Source organism: Gulosibacter sp. 10 (assembly GCF_900163695.1).
Lineage (GTDB): Bacteria > Actinomycetota > Actinomycetes > Actinomycetales > Microbacteriaceae > Gulosibacter.
Genome location: NZ_FUIC01000011.1, coordinates 125891 through 143242 on the forward strand (window position 1 = coordinate 125891; position 17352 = coordinate 143242).

General features: G+C 71.2%; 18 protein-coding genes and 1 riboswitch. Of the genes, 11 read left to right on the top strand and 7 right to left on the bottom strand.

The genetic code is table 11. The features are described from left to right. Window positions 1-51 precede the first annotated feature (51 nt). The 5 genes from FM112_RS04190 (at window position 52) to ccsB (ending at window position 5048) form a co-directional block, all read left to right on the top strand. Window positions 52-726 (top strand): histidine phosphatase family protein, encoded by a 675-nt coding sequence (locus FM112_RS04190; protein WP_087003899.1) that lies wholly within the window; start codon window positions 52-54, stop codon window positions 724-726. Next, window positions 723-1331, top strand: a complete 609-nt coding sequence (locus FM112_RS04195) for a TlpA disulfide reductase family protein (protein ID WP_087003902.1) — start codon at window positions 723-725, stop codon at window positions 1329-1331. Before FM112_RS04190 ends, FM112_RS04195 begins: the two co-directional genes overlap by 4 nt. Then, entirely contained in the window at window positions 1328-2209 is an 882-nt protein-coding gene (locus FM112_RS04200) for a cytochrome c biogenesis CcdA family protein (protein ID WP_369678160.1), read from the top strand. Before FM112_RS04195 ends, FM112_RS04200 begins: the two co-directional genes overlap by 4 nt. Beyond that, window positions 2193-3854 carry a cytochrome c biogenesis protein ResB gene (locus tag FM112_RS04205; protein ID WP_087003906.1) on the top strand — a complete coding sequence of 554 codons (1662 nt, stop codon included), beginning with the start codon at window positions 2193-2195 and terminating at the stop codon, window positions 3852-3854. The genes FM112_RS04200 and FM112_RS04205 overlap by 17 nt, the downstream gene beginning before the upstream one ends. A gap of 90 nt (window positions 3855-3944) precedes the next feature. Continuing rightward, window positions 3945-5048 carry a c-type cytochrome biogenesis protein CcsB gene (ccsB, locus tag FM112_RS04210; protein WP_087003909.1) on the top strand — a complete coding sequence of 368 codons (1104 nt, stop codon included), beginning with the start codon at window positions 3945-3947 and terminating at the stop codon, window positions 5046-5048. Window positions 5049-5674: 626 nt separating this feature from the next. On the opposite strand, the gene FM112_RS04215 is transcribed toward ccsB, so the two are convergent. Beyond that, a complete protein-coding gene (locus tag FM112_RS04215) occupies window positions 5675-5983 on the bottom strand; it encodes a transcriptional regulator (RefSeq protein WP_087003911.1) in 309 nt (102 codons plus the stop codon). Then, the gene (locus tag FM112_RS04220) at window positions 5980-6951 is read right to left on the bottom strand and encodes a hypothetical protein (RefSeq protein ID WP_087003914.1); all 972 of its coding nucleotides are present in this window, start codon (window positions 6949-6951) and stop codon (window positions 5980-5982) included. Before FM112_RS04220 ends, FM112_RS04215 begins: the two co-directional genes overlap by 4 nt. 884 nt (window positions 6952-7835) lie before the next feature. Here FM112_RS04220 and FM112_RS04225 point away from each other — a divergent pair. From FM112_RS04225 to FM112_RS04235, 3 genes are all read left to right on the top strand, one after another. After that, window positions 7836-8426: a hypothetical protein gene (locus FM112_RS04225; protein WP_087003917.1), complete on the top strand. Its 591-nt coding sequence runs from the start codon at window positions 7836-7838 to the stop codon at window positions 8424-8426. A 73-nt stretch (window positions 8427-8499) separates the two neighbouring features. Further along, on the top strand, window positions 8500-8997 hold the full coding sequence (locus FM112_RS04230) for an RNA polymerase sigma factor (RefSeq protein ID WP_087003920.1): 498 nt from the start codon (window positions 8500-8502) through the stop codon (window positions 8995-8997). Next, the gene (locus FM112_RS04235; protein WP_254910370.1) at window positions 8994-9635 is read left to right on the top strand and encodes a methylated-DNA--[protein]-cysteine S-methyltransferase; all 642 of its coding nucleotides are present in this window, start codon (window positions 8994-8996) and stop codon (window positions 9633-9635) included. Before FM112_RS04230 ends, FM112_RS04235 begins: the two co-directional genes overlap by 4 nt. A 90-nt stretch (window positions 9636-9725) precedes the next feature. Here FM112_RS04235 and FM112_RS04240 read toward each other — a convergent pair whose 3' ends face one another. Both FM112_RS04240 and FM112_RS04245 read right to left on the bottom strand, forming a co-directional pair. Beyond that, on the bottom strand, window positions 9726-10916 hold the full coding sequence (locus FM112_RS04240; RefSeq protein WP_087003927.1) for a Fic family protein: 1191 nt from the start codon (window positions 10914-10916) through the stop codon (window positions 9726-9728). Between the two features lie 335 nt (window positions 10917-11251). Next, the gene (locus FM112_RS04245; RefSeq protein ID WP_087003930.1) at window positions 11252-12265 is read right to left on the bottom strand and encodes an o-succinylbenzoate synthase; all 1014 of its coding nucleotides are present in this window, start codon (window positions 12263-12265) and stop codon (window positions 11252-11254) included. 90 nt (window positions 12266-12355) lie between these two features. Then, a riboswitch (TPP riboswitch) is annotated at window positions 12356-12450 on the top strand. Between the two features lie 83 nt (window positions 12451-12533). Between FM112_RS04245 and FM112_RS04250 the strand changes: the two genes are divergently transcribed. Genes FM112_RS04250 through FM112_RS04260 form a run of 3 tightly spaced genes read left to right on the top strand, consistent with a single transcriptional unit; the run spans window position 12534 to window position 15134 of the window. After that, window positions 12534-13580, top strand: coding sequence for an ABC transporter substrate-binding protein (locus tag FM112_RS04250; protein ID WP_087003933.1), 1047 nt, complete (start codon window positions 12534-12536; stop codon window positions 13578-13580). Then, window positions 13580-14356, top strand: a complete 777-nt coding sequence (locus FM112_RS04255; protein ID WP_087003936.1) for an ABC transporter permease — start codon at window positions 13580-13582, stop codon at window positions 14354-14356. The genes FM112_RS04250 and FM112_RS04255 overlap by 1 nt, the downstream gene beginning before the upstream one ends. Next, entirely contained in the window at window positions 14346-15134 is a 789-nt protein-coding gene (locus FM112_RS04260; protein ID WP_087003939.1) for an ABC transporter ATP-binding protein, read from the top strand. The genes FM112_RS04255 and FM112_RS04260 overlap by 11 nt, the downstream gene beginning before the upstream one ends. A 33-nt stretch (window positions 15135-15167) precedes the next feature. Here FM112_RS04260 and FM112_RS04265 read toward each other — a convergent pair whose 3' ends face one another. The 3 genes from FM112_RS04265 to thiD are packed head-to-tail and all read right to left on the bottom strand — an operon-like array spanning window position 15168 to window position 17298. Beyond that, complete coding sequence (locus FM112_RS04265) at window positions 15168-15818, bottom strand: TenA family protein (protein WP_087003942.1); 651 nt, start codon at window positions 15816-15818, stop codon at window positions 15168-15170. Beyond that, entirely contained in the window at window positions 15815-16477 is a 663-nt protein-coding gene (locus tag FM112_RS04270; protein ID WP_087003945.1) for a TenA family protein, read from the bottom strand. The genes FM112_RS04265 and FM112_RS04270 overlap by 4 nt, the downstream gene beginning before the upstream one ends. Further along, complete coding sequence (gene thiD, locus FM112_RS04275; RefSeq protein WP_254910371.1) at window positions 16474-17298, bottom strand: bifunctional hydroxymethylpyrimidine kinase/phosphomethylpyrimidine kinase; 825 nt, start codon at window positions 17296-17298, stop codon at window positions 16474-16476. The genes FM112_RS04270 and thiD overlap by 4 nt, the downstream gene beginning before the upstream one ends. Window positions 17299-17352: the final 54 nt, after the last annotated feature.

Sequence of the window (17352 nt, forward strand, 5' to 3'; positions counted from 1 at the left end):
CTCCGGCCGGGGCCGGGCGGCTCGGAAGTCCGGGCGCCTAGAATGTGAGACATGCAGGCCCAGCGCATCCACATCGTCCGACACGGCGAAGTCTTCAACCCCGACGGGGTGCTCTACGGCCGACTCCCGAACTACGGGCTCAGCCGCCGGGGGCACCGGATGGCGGCGCTCGCGGCCGAGGACCTCGCCGAGCGCCAGGTGCCCGCCGCGCGCCTCGTGGTCTCCCCGCTGCAGCGCACGCGGGAGTCCGCCGCGCCGATCGCGGAGGCGCTCGGGCTCGAGCCCATCCTCGACGAGCGCGTCATCGAGCCCTGGAACACCTTCGAGGGCAAGCGGATGCACGGCGACAGGCCCGCGTGGCGCGAGCCGCGGAGCTGGTCGAGCCTCCTGCGCCCCTGGGTGCCGAGCTGGGGCGAGCCCTACGCCGAGGTCAAGGCGCGGATGCGCGAGGCCATCCTCGAGCACGCGGCCGACGCGAGCCGCGAGGCCCGGGCCGCGGGGCACGCGACCGCCGATGTTATCGTCGTGTCGCATCAGCTGCCGATCTGGATGGTGCATCGGGCGGTCTCGCAGCAGCCGCTGCCGCACAATCCGGCCAAGCGCCGCTGCTCGCTCTCGAGCATCACCGTGCTCGAATACCACCCCGCGACCGGCTTCGTCGAGGCCGACTACCGCGAACCCGCCGCGAGCGAACTCGCCGCCGCGACCGATCAGGGAGCCGTGTGAACCGCCGAATCCGCCGCCATCGCCGCGCCGGCGCCGCGCTCGTCGCGGCCGCCGCGCTGCTGCTCGTCGGCTGCTCGAACGAGGGCTTCGCCGAGCAGTACGCCGCCGACTCGGAGCAGGGCTACGTCGCCGGGGACGGCTCGTGGGAGGTCATCCCGCCCGCCGATCGGCAGGCCCCGGTCGAGTACTCGGGCGAGGACGAGCACGGCGAGACGCTCGGCAGCGAGCAGTTCGCCGGCGACGTCGTGGTCATGAACTTCTGGTACGCGGCCTGCCCGCCCTGCCGCCTCGAGGCCGCCGACCTCGAGCAGACCCATCAGGACTACCAGGACGAGGGCGTGCAGTTCGTGGGCGTCAACGTGTACGACCAGGCGCCCACCGCGCTCTCCTTCGCCGAGGAGTTCGGGGTGACCTACCCGTCCATCCTCGACGTCGAGACCGCCTCCGTCCGACTCGCCTTCTCGGACAACGTGCCGCCGCAGGCGATCCCCTCGACGCTCGTCATCGACCGCGACGGCGCGGTCGCCGCCGTCATCCGCGGCGTCGCCGACCCGTCGGTGCTCGCCTCGATGATCGACACGGTGCTCGAAGAGTCGTCCGAGTGACCCCCGCCTTGGCGCTGCCGGCGCTCACGTCCGCCACGGGGGTCGCGCTCGCCGCGAGCCCCGGCGAGACGATCATGAGCGGGCAGCTGCTCCTCGCGCTGCCGCTCGCGCTCGTCGCCGGCTTCGTCTCCTTCGCCTCGCCCTGCGTGCTGCCCGTCATCCCCGGCTACGTCGGGATGCTCGGCGCGGTCTCCGGGCCCCGCGCGGCGAAGGGCGCCGAGGAAGCGGACGCGGATGCGGGCGGGTCGCGGCCCGGAGGCACCCGCGTCGCCCAGGCCCGGCAGACGCAGACCCAGGCGCCCGCGCGCGGCCGAGTCGCGCTCGGCGCCGCCCTCTTCGTGCTCGGCTTCTCGGTGATCTACGTGCTCACCGGGGCCGTGTTCGGCCAGCTCGGCGTGTGGTTCATGCAGTACCAGAACACGATCATGCGCGTGCTCGGCGTCGTGGTCATCCTCATGGGCCTCGTGTTCATCGGCATGTCCGGACCCTGGCAGCGCACGCTCAAGCTCCGCGCGGCGCCGGCGGGGCTCGTCGGCGCCCCTCTGCTCGGCGCGATCTTCGCGCTGGGCTGGGCGCCGTGCCTCGGACCGACCCTCGTCGCCATCCAGTCGCTCTCCTTCGACTCCGCCTCCGCGGGCCGGGGCGCGCTGCTCGCCTTCGCCTACTGCATCGGGCTCGGCGTGCCCTTCATCCTCGCCGCGGTGGGCTGGAACGCCGCCACGACGTGGGTAGGCTGGCTCAAGCGCCACATCCGCACCATCAACCTCATCGGCGGCGGCATCATCATCCTCATCGGACTGCTCATGGTGGCGGGCATCTGGCAGCGGTTCGTGTCCTACATCGGAGCAATGCTTCCCGGCTATGTCTCGCCCATCTGATCACATCGACGCGGGGCGCGAGGGCTACGAGCCCCACGACGCCCGACAGCGCAAGCACCCGGCCAAGAAGACCGGCCCCGTCGTCTCGATGGCGCGCGGGCTGTGGACCTGGCTCACGAGCATGCGCACCGCGATCATCCTGCTGCTCGTGCTCGCGATCGCCTCGGTGCCCGGGTCGATCTACCCGCAGCGCTCGAGCGACCCGAACGGCGTCACGATCTACTTCGACGAGCACCCCGACCTCGCGCCGGTGCTCGACAGCATCGGCATGTTCGACGTGTTCTCGTCGTGGTGGTTCTCGAGCATCTACATCCTGCTGTTCGTGTCGCTCGTCGGCTGCATCCTGCCGCGCACCTCGCACCACCTCAGGGCGCTGCGCTCGCGGCCGCCGCGCACGCCCGCGCGGCTGTCGCGGCTCGACGACTACGCGAAGGTCTCGCTCGACGAGCGCTGGGCCGGCCGCGAGGGCGCGATCATCGACAGCGCGCGCCGCATCCTGCGCCGCAGCGGCTACCGCACCGAGCTCTTCGACGCCGGCAAGCGCGGCATCTCGGTCTCGGCCGAGCGCGGCTACCTGCGCGAGACCGGCAACCTGCTCTTCCACGTCGCGATGCTCGGCATCATCCTCTCGATCGGCGTGTTCTCGGGCTTCAACTGGCACGGCCAGCGCGTGCTCGTCGAGGGGCAGACCTTCGTGAACGGGCTCGTGAGCTACTCCTCGTTCAACCCCGGCCGCTTCTTCACCGAGGACGAGCTGAAGCCGTTCTCGCTGCGGCTCGACGACCTCGACGTCACCTACGAGGAGGAGAACCCGAACGCGATCGGCATCCCCCTCGACTTCAGCGCCCACGTCACGGTGCAGAAGCCCGGCGGGGAGCCCCGCGAGGAGCTCATCCAGGTGAACAACCCGCTGCGGCTCGACGGCATGGACACGTACCTGCTGACGAACGGCTACGCGCCCACCATCACGGTGCGCGATCCGGAGGGCAACGAGGTGTACCGCGAGTCGGTGGCCTTCATCCCGCAGGACGACTTCCTCACCTCCACCGGCGTCGTGAAGGTGCCCGACGGGCTAGACGAGCAGGTCGGGTTCCTCGGCTTCTTCTACCCGACCGCGGTCGAGCTCGACTCGGGCGCGCTCACCTCGGGGCACCAGGACATGCACAACCCCGTGCTCACGTTCAACGTGTACGTGGGCGACCTCGGGCTCGACTACGGCACGCCCGTCTCGGTCTACTCGCTCGACACCACCGACCTCGAGCAGATCGCGGGCGGCGAGACCGGCGTGGCCGGGCTGCAGCTGCGGCCCGGCGAGACGGTGGAGCTGCCGAACGGCCTCGGCACCATGACGCTCGACGCCGAGGTGCCGCGCTACGCCTCCTTCGACGTGCACCGCGACTACACGCGGGTGCCCGTCGCGATCTTCACGGGGCTCATGATCGCCGGGCTCGTGGTCTCGCTGTTCGTGCCGCGGCGCCGGATGTGGGTCAAGGCGAGCAGGCAGGGCGACGGCGTGCTGCTCGAGTTCGCGGGCCTCGCGCGCGGCGAGGATCCGAACATCGAGCGGGCGCTGAACGAGCTCGTGGAGGCCCAGACCAGGGCGCTCGTCTCGTGGAAGGCTGACGAACGGGAGGAATCGGCCTAAACTGGGGCAGCATCGGCGCCATTCCGCAGGAGCCTCCCGGCCTGCCGCGCCGACCCCGGCCTCACCCGTCGGATAGCGAAAGACTGGATATTGACGGAATCTCTCTCGGACTGGTCCAATAACGCCCTCTACGTGGCGATCGTGCTCTACAGCGTCGCGTTCGTGCTCTTCACCTTCGACCTCGCGCTGCGGGGCCGCAAGACCGCCGTGAAGAAGACCGGCTCGGCGTTGGGCGCGACCGCGCGGTCGCGCGAGCTCGTCGGCGCGGGCGTCGGCGGGCCCGCGGACGGCGGGGCGGAGGCGGCGCCGTCGGCCTCGGCTTCGGATGCGGGCATCCTGAGCTCGAGCATCGCGGGCACCGACGGCGGCGACGCGTCGGGCATCAGGTCCGGCGGGGGATCGAAGGCCAAGGGCGAGCGCTGGCGCGACAAGCGCGGCACCGTGCTGCTGCCCATCGCGATGTGGATCACCGGCGTCGCGTTCGCCGCGCACCTCGTCGCGACGGTGCTGCGCGGCGTGGCGGCCGAGCGCGTGCCGTGGTCGAACATGTTCGAGTACTCGCTCACCTCCTCGCTGCTCATCGTGGCCGTGTTCCTCGCGATGCAGCTCTGGCAGGACCTGCGCTTCCTCGGCACCTTCATCGTGGGCTTCGCGACGCTCACGCTGCAGATCGCGACGATGGGGTTCTACGTCGACGTGGTGCCGCTGCAGCCCGCGCTGCAGTCGTGGTGGCTCGTGGTGCACGTGTTCGTCGCCTCGCTCGGCACCGGCTTCCTCGCGCTCGGCTTCGGGCTCTCGGTGCTGCAGCTGCTGCAGCAGCGCCGCGAGGCGGCGATCCGGGCGGGCGCCGATCGCCGGCGGAGCTGGCTGTCGGCCATGCCGAGCGCCGAACGGCTCGAGGATCTCGCGTTCCGCGTGAACGTCATCGGCTTCATCTTCTGGACCTTCACGCTCGTGGCCGGCGCGATCTGGGCCGAGCGGGCCTGGGGCCGCTACTGGGGCTGGGACACGAAGGAGGTGTGGACGCTCATCATCTGGATCGTCTACGCCGGCTACCTGCACGCGCGCGGCACCCGCGGCTGGCGCGGCTCGCCCTCGGCCTGGCTGTCGATCGCGGGCTTCCTCACCATCGTCTTCAACTTCGGCATCGTCAACGTCTTCTTCGACGGCCTGCACGCCTACTCGGGGCTGTAGCGCGCCCGGGGTGCTTCGTGCTGGAGCGCTTCGCGGCGGCTTGCTTCGCAGCGGCCAGCTTCAGGGAGGCCTGCCTCGCGCCGGGCCGTTTCGCCCCGGACCGCTTCGCGTCGGGCCGTTTCGCGCCGGCTGCGGTGGCCCGGTCGCGGCGATGTGCCTGCGGTGGCCTGGTCGCGGCGATGTGCCTGCGATGACGCGGCGGCGCTGGTGCGAACGGGGCAAGTGGCGTGCGTGCTGTGGCGCGAATGGGTCGGATAGCGGAGGCGAGGACGCATGCTCCTCCGCCCGGCTATCCGTCCCGTTTCAGTCTCTGCGCCCCGGCTCCGTCCGTCACCGGGCACGGGCCCGGGCCTGGCGGCAGGCGGTTTCGGCTCCCGGCCGGATGACGGACCGATCCTGGGTCTGGGTCTGGGTCTGGGTCTGGGTCTGAGCCCGAGCCCGCACCGGGCGCTGTCGACGAAGCCGGTGTTCTCGGCAGGCCGGCGGCGGTTCCGGGAGTGCGCCGTCGGGGCGAATAGCGGCCGCGCGTTCGTGGGAGCGTTCGCGCGGCTATGCGTCCCGAACGCACCCGGCTCCCGAGCCGATACGCCGGGATCCGGCCTCCGCGCGGTCACGTCTCCGCTCGGTTACGTCTCCGGGTAGTCGCCCGCGATGGCGCGCAGGGCCGCGAGGTGGCTGGCGAATGCGCGCCGGCCCTTGGCGGTGGACGCGACCCAGGTGCGCGGCCGGTTGCCGACGTAGCCGCGAGTGGTGCGCACATAGCCGAGGCCCTCGAGCCGCGCGACAGCCTTGCTGAGCGCGGAATCGCTCGTGTCGAGCAGCTCCCGCAGCGTGCGGAAGTCCATCTCGGCGTCGCCTCGCAGCGCCGCCATGAGCGAGAAGCGGACCGGCGTCTGGAACGCCTCGTCGAGGCCGTGTCGTGGATGCGGGGTCATCCGCGGTGCTCATCCGCCGAAGGCCGGGGTCCCGCGGTCGCGTCGGGGTCCACCGGATCGGCGCCGGTCGCGTCGCTATTGACGAGACCGGAGCCTGTCGGGTCGGCGCCGCCGGGCTCGGACCCGGACGAGTCCTGCGGGGGTGCTCCCGGCGCCTCGGCCGCGCTGCGCCGCGGCGTGAATGCGGCGCTCGCGATCAGCAGCGCCGCGATCGCTCCCGACACGATGCAGGCCGACGTCGTCAGCGCATCGGTGAAGCTGTCGAGCAGGATCGCCGCGTACAGGATTGCGAGACCCGCGCTGAAGGCCAACCAGTGCCTCGGCGCCCATTCGAATCCGGCGCGCTCCAGCCCCCAGCGGCTGCGGGACAGCAGGACCGTCGCGCCGGCGAGCACCGCGCCGAGCACCGGTATCGCCGTCGGAGCGTACTGCCACTGGACCGCGGCGATCAGGAACCCGAGGACCAGTCCTGCGAGCACGGTCATGCATCGCACCGGCGTGCTCAGCGGCTGCGGCGCCCAGCCGAGCTCGCCGCCGCGAGTCCGGCGCAGCTGCCGCACGGGTTCGAAGAGGAGCGCGGCGAAGATCGCCGCGAGCACGAGCACATCGACCCATGCGGGATACCGCGTCTCCCCGACGCGCAAGATGCCCAGGAGCACGATCGCGGCGGCGAGCGCCACCCAGATCGCGTACCACCAGGGGCTCCGTCGCCGACGCACCGAGAACCGCTGCACTGCGCCCTCGAAGATGCTCCCGAGCAGCAGCATCGGCAGCACGAAGTGGAAGGGGCTGTCGTAGTGCGTCAGCGTCAGGAGCACCATCGCCGCATAGGCGCACAGGATGATCGCCTGCCACAGCCCGAGCAGCGCGAACCCGCGGGACGGACCCCGCTGCAGACTGCGCTCGCGCAGCGTCTCGTAGTCCCGCAGCTGCTCCGCGGCTTCCTCGGCGCTCGGCTTGCTTTCCATCTGGAAAGTGTATGCCGTATGGAAAGTTCGAGCAAGGCGGTGCGCCACCATACGGGAGGCCGTGGCTGCCCTGGCCGGATCGAGACGTGGAGCGCGGGCGCGGACATATGCGCGTTCGTCTGGCCATCCGTCCCGATCGCGCGACTGGTCCAGCACTGGCCCGCGTTCCCGCGGTGTACTGGTAGGGGCGGTTGAGGGGGTTCGGGCCGAGACTGTCGCGCCGGTACTGACCAGCCGGGATAGCCGACTGCGGGGCTGCGCGGGCTGCTGGGGGTCCTGGGGCTGCCAGGAGTGCGGGGCCGCGGAGGCTGCCGGGGGTCTTGAGACTGCCAAGAGCGCAGGGCCGCCGGAGCTGCCGAGACCGCCGGAGTTGCCAAGGATCCTAGGGCTGCCGGGACCGGAGGAGCTGCCCAGACGGCCGGAGCCGCCGAGATCACGGGAACTGCCAGAGCTGCCAGCGGCGAACGACGACGCGGGCGGGATGCATAGCCTCGGCATCCGCATATGCTGTGCCGCGCGGCTATTCATCCCAGTTCAGGCACAGACACGGCCACAAGTACAGGTAGGCACAGGCACGAGCCCAGGCGCAGGCACGAGTCCAGGCCGAGGTGCCGGCACAGGCCCGGGTACCGACACAGCCCAGGCCCCGGCACAGGCGCGGACACGGCCTCGGGCACAGGCGCGGACACGGTCGCGGCGACGGGCACAGGCACGGGCACAAGCGCGGCCACCGGCGCAGTTACGGGCATCAGCGCCTGCGACGGGCTCACCGACGTGCCACCCGACGCCCCACCGACGTCCCACCCGTCTCCTCCCAGGGATGCTGCAGCACCTCCCTCCGGAGGAGGTTGCGCGGGCGGACGCGCCCCGCGAGGATCGAGGCGATGGTCCAGCGCATCCGCATCCCGCCGAACTACTCCGCCTTCCTCCCGCCGATCCTCATCTTCGCGGTGTTCGGCGTGCTCGCCCTGCTCACGGCGATGGGGGCATGGCCCGACGAGGACGCCGACGCGGAGACGCTGCAGCAGGGCTACTGGGTCGCCGTCGTGTGCTTCCTCGTGGCCGGGGGCATGCTCCTCGGCATGTGGATCGACGCCCGCCCCCGGTACTTCGTCATCGCCCCGGAGGGGATCGGCTACGAGGGCCGCAAGCCGCACGAATCCTTCTTCGTCCCCTGGCCGCAGCTCGAGTGGGTCGGCATCGAGACCGCCAGGGTGCGCCCGCCCCGCACCCGGCTCGTCATGCTGCGCTTCTGGCGCATCCGGGTGCTGTTCACCGGCGCGATCGACGGCTGGGAGCGCGCGCATCCCCCGCTCCGCTCCGGCACCTTCTCGCTGGGCGGCCGGACCCGCGCGATGACCTTCGCGTCGAACCGCGCGCTCGTCGGCCCGCTCCGCTCCGCGCTCGCGATGTACGCGCCGGCCAAGTTCCGCGGCGTGTTCGAGCTCGGCAAGATCATCGGCAGCCGGCTGTAAGCGCGCCCGCGGCGGCCGCCGGAAATCCGCATCTCACGTTTCCCCGGGCCGGCGCGTCTACCGTGCGATGACGATGAAACAACCATTCGAGCGGGCGGTGGAGCGGCACGGGGCGACCGTGCTGCGAGTCTGCCGCGCGGTGCTCGGCCCGGGCGCGGACGCCGACGACGCCTGGTCGGAGACGTTCCTGGCCGCGCTGCGCGCCTGGCCGGAGCTGCCGGAGAGCACGAACACGGAGGCGTGGCTGGTGCGGGTGGCCCGGCGGAAGGCGATCGACGTGGTCCGCCTCCGCGCCCGGCACGCGATCCCCGTCGACCGCGTGCCCGAACGGCCCTCGACGATCGGCAACCCCGGCCGCGACGACGAGGAGGTGTGGCTCGCCGTCGCGGCGCTTCCCGAGCGTCAGCGCCTCGCGGTGGCCTACCACTACCTCGGCGGGCTGCCGCACGCCGAGACCGCGGCGCTGATCGGCGGCACCCCGGACGCCGTGCGCCGGGCAGCGGCCGACGGCATCAAGCGGCTGCGCCGGGTCTACGGCGCGGACGGGAAGCAGGAAGGAGCGACCCCATGAACACAGACAACCCCATGAACACAGACGCCCCCATGAGCGCCGGCACCCGGCCGGCCGCCGAGCTGTTCCCCGTCGCGGACGCGCACCTCGACCGCCTCCGCGCCGGTATCGCCGCCCGCGCCGACGAGGAGGGCGTGCTCGACGTCGCCTACCGCACGCTCGGCACGCCCGTGGGCACGCTGCTGCTCGCGGCCACCGGTCGGGGCCTCGTGCGCGTCGCGTTCGAGCGGGAGGGATTCGACGCCGTGCTGGAGACCCTCGCCGAGCGGATCAGCCCGCGGGTGCTCGAGGCGCCGGCCCGGCTGGACGCGGCCGCCGCGGAGCTCGAGGAGTACTTCGCGGGCCAGCGGCGCGGCTTCGACCTGCCGCTGGACCACGCGTTGTCCTCCGGCTTCCGGGAGAGCGTGCAGCGCTTCCTGCCGCGCATCGGCTACGGCCGCACCCGCACCTACAAGGAGGTCGCGGAATCCGTCGGCAGCCCGAAGGCCGTGCGCGCGGTGGGCAGCGCGTGCGCGACCAATCCGCTGCCCGTGGTCGTGCCCTGCCACCGCGTGCTGCGCGCCGACGGCGGCCTCGGCGGCTACATCGGCGGCCTGGACGCGAAGACGGCGCTGCTGCGCCTGGAGCGCGCGGCATGATCGGCGCCGGGGGGCGGGTCAAGGACGCGAGTGCAGTGGTTGATCACCGCTAGCCGAGAGCGGTTCCAGCGGGCCGGGGCATGCCGGCCATCATCTCGGAGTCTCCGCAGGCTTCTCGGTGTAGGTCATCGGCATTTCCATGACGTTGAGGATCTCGGGTGCGTACCACCGCTCCCGCCCGCCGCGTCCGTGACTTCCGAGGCTCTTCAGCCAGCCATTACTCTCAGCCTTCTTGATCAGGTTTCGAGCCCCTTGATTCGTTAGTTCGAGTTGTGATTGCACATATTTGACTGTCACGAACGGGTTTTTGATGATCAGATTGACAAGGCGGATGAGGCTCGAGCGTTCCTGGCTCGCGGTTTTCGTGTACCGCTCACGGATCTGGATCAACTCTCGAGCCCTGCTGATGGCGTCTTGCGCCTGGGCTTGCACGGCTTCCAGAAAGAATCGAAGCCACCCGTCGATATCGCCTGTTTCCCGTACGTTTTGAAGCCTCTCGTAGTACCGGTCTCGGTGATTCTCGAAGTAGCTCGAAAGGTAGAGAAGAGGCAAGTTGAGTCGTCCTCGTTCCATCAAGACCAGGTTGATGAGTAGGCGTCCGATGCGTCCGTTGCCGTCCAGGAACGGGTGGATCGTCTCGAATTGGTAGTGCATTAGCGCTGCCTGAATCAGGGCGGGCAATCCGCGGCCGTCATCGTTCACGAATCGTTCCCAATCCGCAAGGAGATCGCCGAGATGTTTGGGTAGCGGCGGAACGTATATTGCGTTTTCCGGTGTTGCGCCGGCATGGCCGACCCAGACCGGCGTGCGTCGAAATTCTCCGGGTGACTTCTCTTCTCCGCGCACTCCTGTCAGCAACGTTTCATGTACCTGCAAGATGAGCCGCTGGGTGATGGGAAGCTTCTGCGCCAGTCGATATGCCTGATCGCTGGCCGCGAGGTACCGGTGTACTTCGGCGGTGTCATCGTTCGACGCGGACTCGTCGATTTCAGATTGGAAGATTTCTGAAAGCGAGGCTTGTGTTCCTTCGATACGGGAGCTGGCGAGAGCTTCGCGTCGTAGATAGGGGCCGATGAGCAGGCTTGGCTCGGTGATAATCGTTCCAAGCCCCTGGAGGTGGCCCAGGGAGGCGTCGGCCTCGGACAAGAGCCTGACGGTATCGGGCGGCAGCTCCAGCGACCGTGGGATCGGCTTCGGCAGGTAGTAGGTGAATGCCCACTTGTTTCCCGGCTCGATCGTCGCACTCCCGAAACGGGTGTCGCTGAACCTGCTTCCATCCATCAGGTCATATTACAACTTCGGATGGTTGTTTGTTGGAAGTTGGCAGGAGGTTCCTAGTTGATGCGCTGTTCTGTTGGAAGTCGGGTGGGCATCTCCCACGTGCGTTGGAGCGTGCGCCGAACTTCCTAGTTGATGCGCTGTTCTGTTGGAAGTCGGGTGGGCATCTCCCACGTGCGTTGGAGCGTGCGCCGAACTTCCTAGTTGATGCGCTGTTCTGTTGGAAGTCGGGTGGGCATCTCCCACGTGCGTTGGAGCGTGCATAGCTTTTCCCGGCGGGAACCGATGAGAAGGACGATGCGCGAGCCTGCGCGAATGCTCGTAGCCTGCGCTGCGGCTCAGCCTCCCAGCAGCGCGTGGCAGGCGCGGATGCGGTCCTGCCACCACGCGACGCGCTCGGGCGGCGCGGCGTGCTCGCGCAGCAGCGCCGCATCCGGCACTGCGGGGGCGAGGGAGACGGCGCCGCCGGCCGGGCGGCGCGGCTCGCGCAGCACGTCCGCGGCGAAGAGCGAGACCGTGCCGAGGCCCGCCGCGTAGCGCGGCTGCGGCAGCCGCGCCGCGAGCTGGGCGCCCATCACGATGCCCACCGAGGTGTCCAGGGCGCTCGAGACGGTCGCGCTCATGCCCGTCTCCTCGACGATCCGCACGGCCCGCCGCAGCCCGCCGAGCGGCTGCGCCTTGAGGATGAGATGGTCGGCCGCGGCGGCCCGCACGACGGCCAGCGGGTCCTCGGCCTTGCGGATGGACTCGTCCGCGGCGATGCGGACGGGGAGCCCGAGCGCGCGGATGCGCCCGCGCAGCTCGGCGAGCTCGGGCACGGTCGCGACGGGCTGCTCGGCGTACTCGAGCTCGATGCCGCGACCGGCGATCGCGCGCAGCGCCCGCTCCGCCTCCTCGAGGCCCCAGCCGCCGTTCGCATCGATGCGCAGCCCCGCATCCGGCGCCGCGGCGGCGACCGCCTCGAGCCGGGCGAGATCCTCCTCGAGCACCTGCCCGCGCTCCGCCACCTTGACCTTGACCGTGCCGCAGCCGTCGAAGCGGGCGAGCACCTCGGCCACGCGCTCGGGCGGCACGGCGGGCACCGTGGCGTTCACGGGCACCTCGCCCTCGACGAAGCGCTCGAGCTCCGGGTCGAAGCCGTACTCGAGCGCCGCCGCGAGCCAGTGACTGGCCTCGGCCGGCCCGTACTCGAGGAAGGGCGAGAACTCGGCCCACGCCGCCGTGCCGCCGATGCGCTGGTCGCCCTCGATGAGCGCGGCCTCGCGATGCGTCACGCCGCGGAAGCGCGTGTTCAGCGGCAGCGACACGATGCGGGTGCGGGCGAGGAGGTCGTCGAGCGCGGGGAGGAGCATGCCCCCATCCTGCCCGACGCGGATGCGGGGCCGGGCGGGCGGGCTCCGGACGGATTTCGCGACGCCGTCGCGAAGGTGCGCTATGGTGGCTGCAGTGACACGGGGTGCCCCGCCTGGGGCTGAGAACACACCCGTCGAACCTGATCCAGTTAGTACTGGCGAAGGAATTGTCAGCAGAACGTCCTCGCGCACCCCGCGGCAGCATCCTGTCCGCGGCGGCGCTCGCGGTGCATTCGGGTACTCCTTCGCCTCGAAGGGAGCCACCGACATGACCGCACCACGATCCGCGACCCCGCGCCGCCGCCGACGCCTCCTGGCGGCCGTCGCCGCCGTCTCCGCCCTCGCGCTCTCCGGCTGCGCGGCCGGCGCGTCCGAGGGCGAGGACGGCCTCACGACCATCCGCTTCGCGCTCGACTGGACCCCCAACACGAACCACACGGGGCTCTACGTCGCGATGAGCGAGGGCTACTTCGCCGAGGCCGGCATCGAGGTCGAGATCGTGCCGTACAACAACAGCAGCGCCGACGTGCTCGTCGACTCGGGCCGGGCCGAGTTCGGCATCGGCTTCCAGGACTCCACCTCGGTGACGATGGCCGCCGGCGCGGATCTCGTCTCGGTGCTCGCTGTGCAGCAGACCTGGACCACCGAGGTGAGCGTGCTCGCGGACCGCGACGACATCCAGGGCCTGGACGACCTCGACGGGCTCGTCTACGGCGGCTTCGGCACGCCCGCCGAAGAGGCCATCATGCGCGGCGTCATCGAGCGCGCGGGCGGCGAGGGCGAGTTCGAGACCGTCGTGCTCGGCACCACCGCGTACGAGGCGCTCTACAACGGCGATGTCGACTTCACGGTGCCGTTCGTCGCCTGGGAGGGCATCGAGGCCGAGCACCGCGGCGTGGAGCTGAAGAACTTCGCCTACACCGACTACGGCTTCCCCGACAACTACCAGGTGATCATCACGGGCAACGGCACGTGGCTCGACGAGAACCCTGAGCTCGCGAGCGGCTTCGTGCAGGCCATCGCCCGGGGCTACGAGGACGCGATCGAGGACCCGGCCGGCGCGGCCGAGATCCTGCAGCAGGAGAACAGCGACGTGCTCACCGACCTGGACTTCCTGATCGAGAGCCAGGAGATGCTCTCCGAGGAGTTCATGCTCGACGAGCAGGGCGAGTTCGGCCTGCAGACCGAGGAGCAGTGGAGCGAGCTCGGCGCCTTCCTCTACGAGCACGACCTCCTCGCCGACGGCGAGGGCGCGCCGCTCGAGGAGGAGCCCGACTGGTCGAGCCTCTTCACGAACGAGTACCTCGGCGAGTGATGCGCTCGGGCTCGCGGGTCTGGGCCCCGCTCGTCTTCCTCGCCGTCGCCCTTGTGGTGTGGGAGGCCGCGGTGCGCGTCACGGAGGTGCGGCCCCAGGTGCTGCCCGCGCCCTCGCGCGTGGCGAGCATGGGCTGGGAGCATCGGGCCACGATCCTCGACCACACGCTCGCCACGCTCGGGGTCACGGCCGCCGGCTTCGGCCTCTCGCTGCTGTGCGCGTGGGTGCTCGCGATCCTCGCGGACTTCTTCCCGACGGTGCGCCGCGGGCTGATGCCGCTGCTCGTGGCCTCGCAGACGATCCCCGTCATCGCGATCGCCCCGCTCATGGTCATCTGGTTCGGCTTCGGGCTGTGGCCGAAGATGCTCGTGGTCGCGCTCGTGACCTTCTTCCCCATCGTCGTCGGCCTCGTGGAGGGATTCGCGAGCGCCGACGGCCAGGCCTCGGGGCTGCTGCGGAGCATGGGCGCCGGGAAGGTGCGCGGGTTCCTGCTCGTGCGGCTGCCCTCGGCGCTGCCGGGGTTCTTCACCTCGCTGCGCATCGGCATCACCTACGCGGTGACGGGCGCGATCTTCGCCGAGTACGTCGGCGCGCAGCAGGGCCTCGGCATCTACATGAGCGTGCAGAAGAACGCTTTCCGCACCGACCTCGTGCTCGCGGCCGTGGCCATCACGGCGCTCGTCAGCGTCGCCCTGTACCTGTCCACCCACCTCCTCGAGCGCCTCGTGATCCCGTGGCATCTCGAACAGCGAAAGGCGACCGCGAATGACGCATGACGTCGTGCCGCGACTGCGGCTCTCGGACCTCGTCCGGACCTTCCCCGGCCGGCGCGGCGAGCCCCTCCGGGTGCTCGACGGCATCTCGCTCTCGGTGGCGCCGGGGGAGTTCGTCTCGGTCATCGGCCCCTCCGGCGCGGGCAAGAGCACGCTGTTCAACCTCATCGCGGGGCTGGATCGTCCGACCTCGGGGCGCATCGAGGTGGATGGCCGGGATGCGACGGGTTCGCCCGCGCACGCGGCGTACATGCCGCAGCGCGACCTGCTGTTCCCATGGCGCACCGTGCTGGCCAACGCCGCCCTGGGCCTGGAGGTGCAGGGCGTGCGGCGCGCCGAGGCGCGGGCGCGGGTGCGGGAGCTCTTCCCGCGCTTCGGGCTGGCGGGCTTCGAGGATGCGCACCCCTTCGAGCTCTCGGGCGGGATGCGGCAGCGCGCGGCGCTGCTGCGCACGGTCGCCCAGGGGCGGCCCACGCTGCTGCTCGACGAGCCCTTCGGCGCGCTCGACTCGCTCACCCGCATGGAGCTCCAGGCCTGGTTGCAGGAGGTGTGGGCCGAGCACTCGTGGACCGCGCTGCTCGTCACGCACGACATCCGGGAGGCGCTGCTGCTCTCGGACCGGGTGGTGGTGCTCAGCCCGCGGCCGGCCCGGGTGACGCTCGCGCTCGAGGTGGCGCTGCCGCGGCCGCGCGGCATCGAGGCGACCACGGGGCCGGAGTTCGCGGCGCTCGAGCGGACGCTGCTCGAGCACCTCACGAGGGCGGGGCGGCCGGTCGGCTGAGGGCGGCCCGCCCTCGGGCGGAGCCGCCCCCGGCTACTGCGCGTCGACCGCCTGCTGCCAGAAGTCGGTCTCGAGGCGCGTGGCCGCGCGGAAGAGCCGGACGAGCTCGCCGAAGCGGCGCTCGGTGAGCGCGCCCTCGGCGAGCGAGTCGAGGCGCCGCACGGCCGCGGCGGCGCCGGCCTGGAACGCCTCGCCCGAGTATTCGGCGATCCACTCGCCGTAGGGATGGCCCTCGTGCCGCCGCGGCTCGAGCGCGGCGCCGATCTCGGCGTAGCCGATGACGCAGGGCGCGAGGGCGACGTGCAGATCGAGCAGGTCGCCCGACTGTCCCGCGTCGAGCACGTACCGGGTGTACGCCACCGTGGCCATCTTCTCGGGCGCCGCGTCGAGCTCCGGCTCTGGGATGCCCCAGCGCGCCGTGAGCCGCCGGTGCAGCTCGGTCTCCTCGAGGATCACCGACAGCGCCTCGGCGCCCTCGCGGATCTCGGCGAGCGTGCGCCCCTTGTAGGCGGCCAGGGCGTTGGCGCGGGCGAACTGCGTGAGGAAGCGGTAGTCCTGCACGAGGTAGTCCTGGAACACCGGCAGGGGCAGGCTGCCCTCGCCGAGCCGGGTCACGAACTCGTGCCGCGTGTAGGCCTCCCAGGTCTCGCCGATCGCGGCCTTGAGGTCGTCGAAGAGCGTCATGCCTTCCTCCCGCTCAGGGGCGCCTCGTAGCACGCGTCGAAGAAGTCGAGCTCGATCCGCACCGCGCGGGCGAAGAAGTCCTCGGCGATCTCGCGCCGCGCGGGCCCGACGCGGTCGAGCTCGGCGCGCAGGAAGGCCACGCGGTCGTGGAACTCGGGGAAGTCGTGGAGCTCGATCCACTCGTCGTGCACGAAGCGCTCCGGGCGCGGCGCGGAGGCGGTCGCGGCCCAGTCGAGGTACAGCCATTCCGCGACGAGCAGCACCGCGACCGCGGCCGCGTAGTCGCGGGTCTCCGCGGCCTCGCGGAACAGGGCCTTGAACGCGGCCGTCGCGGCGGTGTCCGGGGTCTCGGCGCGCAGCGCCTCGGAGACGCCGAGCTCGTCGAAGGCGCGCAGGAAGTAGGTGTTCTCGTCGCCCGCGATCTCGCCCGCGAAGGCCGAGAACGCGAGCCGGGCCTCGAGCGCGTCGGCGCTCGCGATCGCCGCGCCCACGAGGGCGAGGAAGCCGTCGAGGAACCGGTAGTCCTGCACCAGGTAGCCGGCCATGACGTCGTCGTCGATATCGCCGGCGAGCAGCTCGGCCACGAACCGGTGCCGCACGGCGGCGCGCCAGGTCTCGGCGTGGCGCTCGCGCAGGGCCTCGGAGAAGGACGCGGTCATCGGATCGCCTCCTCCCGCTCGGGGCGGCGCGCCGCGGCGTCCCACAGCTCGTGGAAGTGGTGGACGGGGCCGCGGCCGCCGCCCACGTCGAGCTCCTCCGAGCGCTGCAGCGCGGCCGTGAGGTACGCCTTCGCGGCGCGCACGCTCTCGACCGCGTCCTGTCGGGGGAGCCTCGCGGCGATGGCCGCCGAGAGCGTGCAGCCGGTGCCGTGGTCGTTGACGGTGTCCACGCGCGGGGCGGTGAGCTCGACCGTGCGCTCGCCGTCGAGGATGTCGGTGCTCGTCTCGCCGCCCAGGTGGCCGCCCTTGAGCAGCACCCAGTCGGCGCCGAGACGGCGCAGCGCGGGCAGCGCCTCGTACATGGCGTCGACGTCGTCCGGCCTCGCGGGCAGGTCGGCGAGCACGGCGGCCTCGGGGAGGTTGGGGGTGATGACGGTCGAGCGGGGCACCAGCAGCTCGCGGACCGCGGCCACGGCGTCGTCCGCGAGCAGGTGGTCGCCGCTGGTCGCGACCATGACGGGGTCGAGCACGACGGGGCAGCGCGCGTACTCGTCGAGGCCGCGCGCGATGGCCTCGGCGATGCCCGCGTTCGCGACCATCCCGATCTTCACCGCGTCGACGCGGACGTCCTCGAAGACCGACGCGATCTGCTCGAGCACGAAGGCCGGGTCGAGCGCGACGAAGCGCCGGACGCCGCGGGTGTTCTGCGCGACGACCGCGGTCACCGCGCTCATGCCGTAGGCGCCCTGGGCCGAGAAGGCCTTGAGGTCCGCCTGGATGCCGGCGCCGCCCGTCGGGTCGGTGCCGGCGATGGTGAGCACATTGGGAATCAACTGCTGCTGCCCCTTTCCTGGTTCTCGGAACCCGGAGACGAA

Coding starts and splice junctions, on each gene's coding strand:
- FM112_RS04230 (WP_087003920.1), top strand. CDS start 8,500: ATGAAACAACCATTCGAGCGGGCGGTGGAGCGGCACGGGGCGACCGTG.
- FM112_RS04220 (WP_087003914.1), bottom strand. CDS start 6,951: ATGGAAAGCAAGCCGAGCGCCGAGGAAGCCGCGGAGCAGCTGCGGGAC.
- FM112_RS04205 (WP_087003906.1), top strand. CDS start 2,193: ATGTCTCGCCCATCTGATCACATCGACGCGGGGCGCGAGGGCTACGAG.
- FM112_RS04265 (WP_087003942.1), bottom strand. CDS start 15,818: ATGACGCTCTTCGACGACCTCAAGGCCGCGATCGGCGAGACCTGGGAG.
- FM112_RS04190 (WP_087003899.1), top strand. CDS start 52: ATGCAGGCCCAGCGCATCCACATCGTCCGACACGGCGAAGTCTTCAAC.
- FM112_RS04245 (WP_087003930.1), bottom strand. CDS start 12,265: ATGCTCCTCCCCGCGCTCGACGACCTCCTCGCCCGCACCCGCATCGTG.
- FM112_RS04240 (WP_087003927.1), bottom strand. CDS start 10,916: ATGGATGGAAGCAGGTTCAGCGACACCCGTTTCGGGAGTGCGACGATC.
- FM112_RS04225 (WP_087003917.1), top strand. CDS start 7,836: ATGGTCCAGCGCATCCGCATCCCGCCGAACTACTCCGCCTTCCTCCCG.
- FM112_RS04215 (WP_087003911.1), bottom strand. CDS start 5,983: ATGACCCCGCATCCACGACACGGCCTCGACGAGGCGTTCCAGACGCCG.
- FM112_RS04270 (WP_087003945.1), bottom strand. CDS start 16,477: ATGACCGCGTCCTTCTCCGAGGCCCTGCGCGAGCGCCACGCCGAGACC.
- FM112_RS04255 (WP_087003936.1), top strand. CDS start 13,580: ATGCGCTCGGGCTCGCGGGTCTGGGCCCCGCTCGTCTTCCTCGCCGTC.
- FM112_RS04250 (WP_087003933.1), top strand. CDS start 12,534: ATGACCGCACCACGATCCGCGACCCCGCGCCGCCGCCGACGCCTCCTG.
- FM112_RS04260 (WP_087003939.1), top strand. CDS start 14,346: ATGACGCATGACGTCGTGCCGCGACTGCGGCTCTCGGACCTCGTCCGG.
- FM112_RS04235 (WP_254910370.1), top strand. CDS start 8,994: ATGAACACAGACAACCCCATGAACACAGACGCCCCCATGAGCGCCGGC.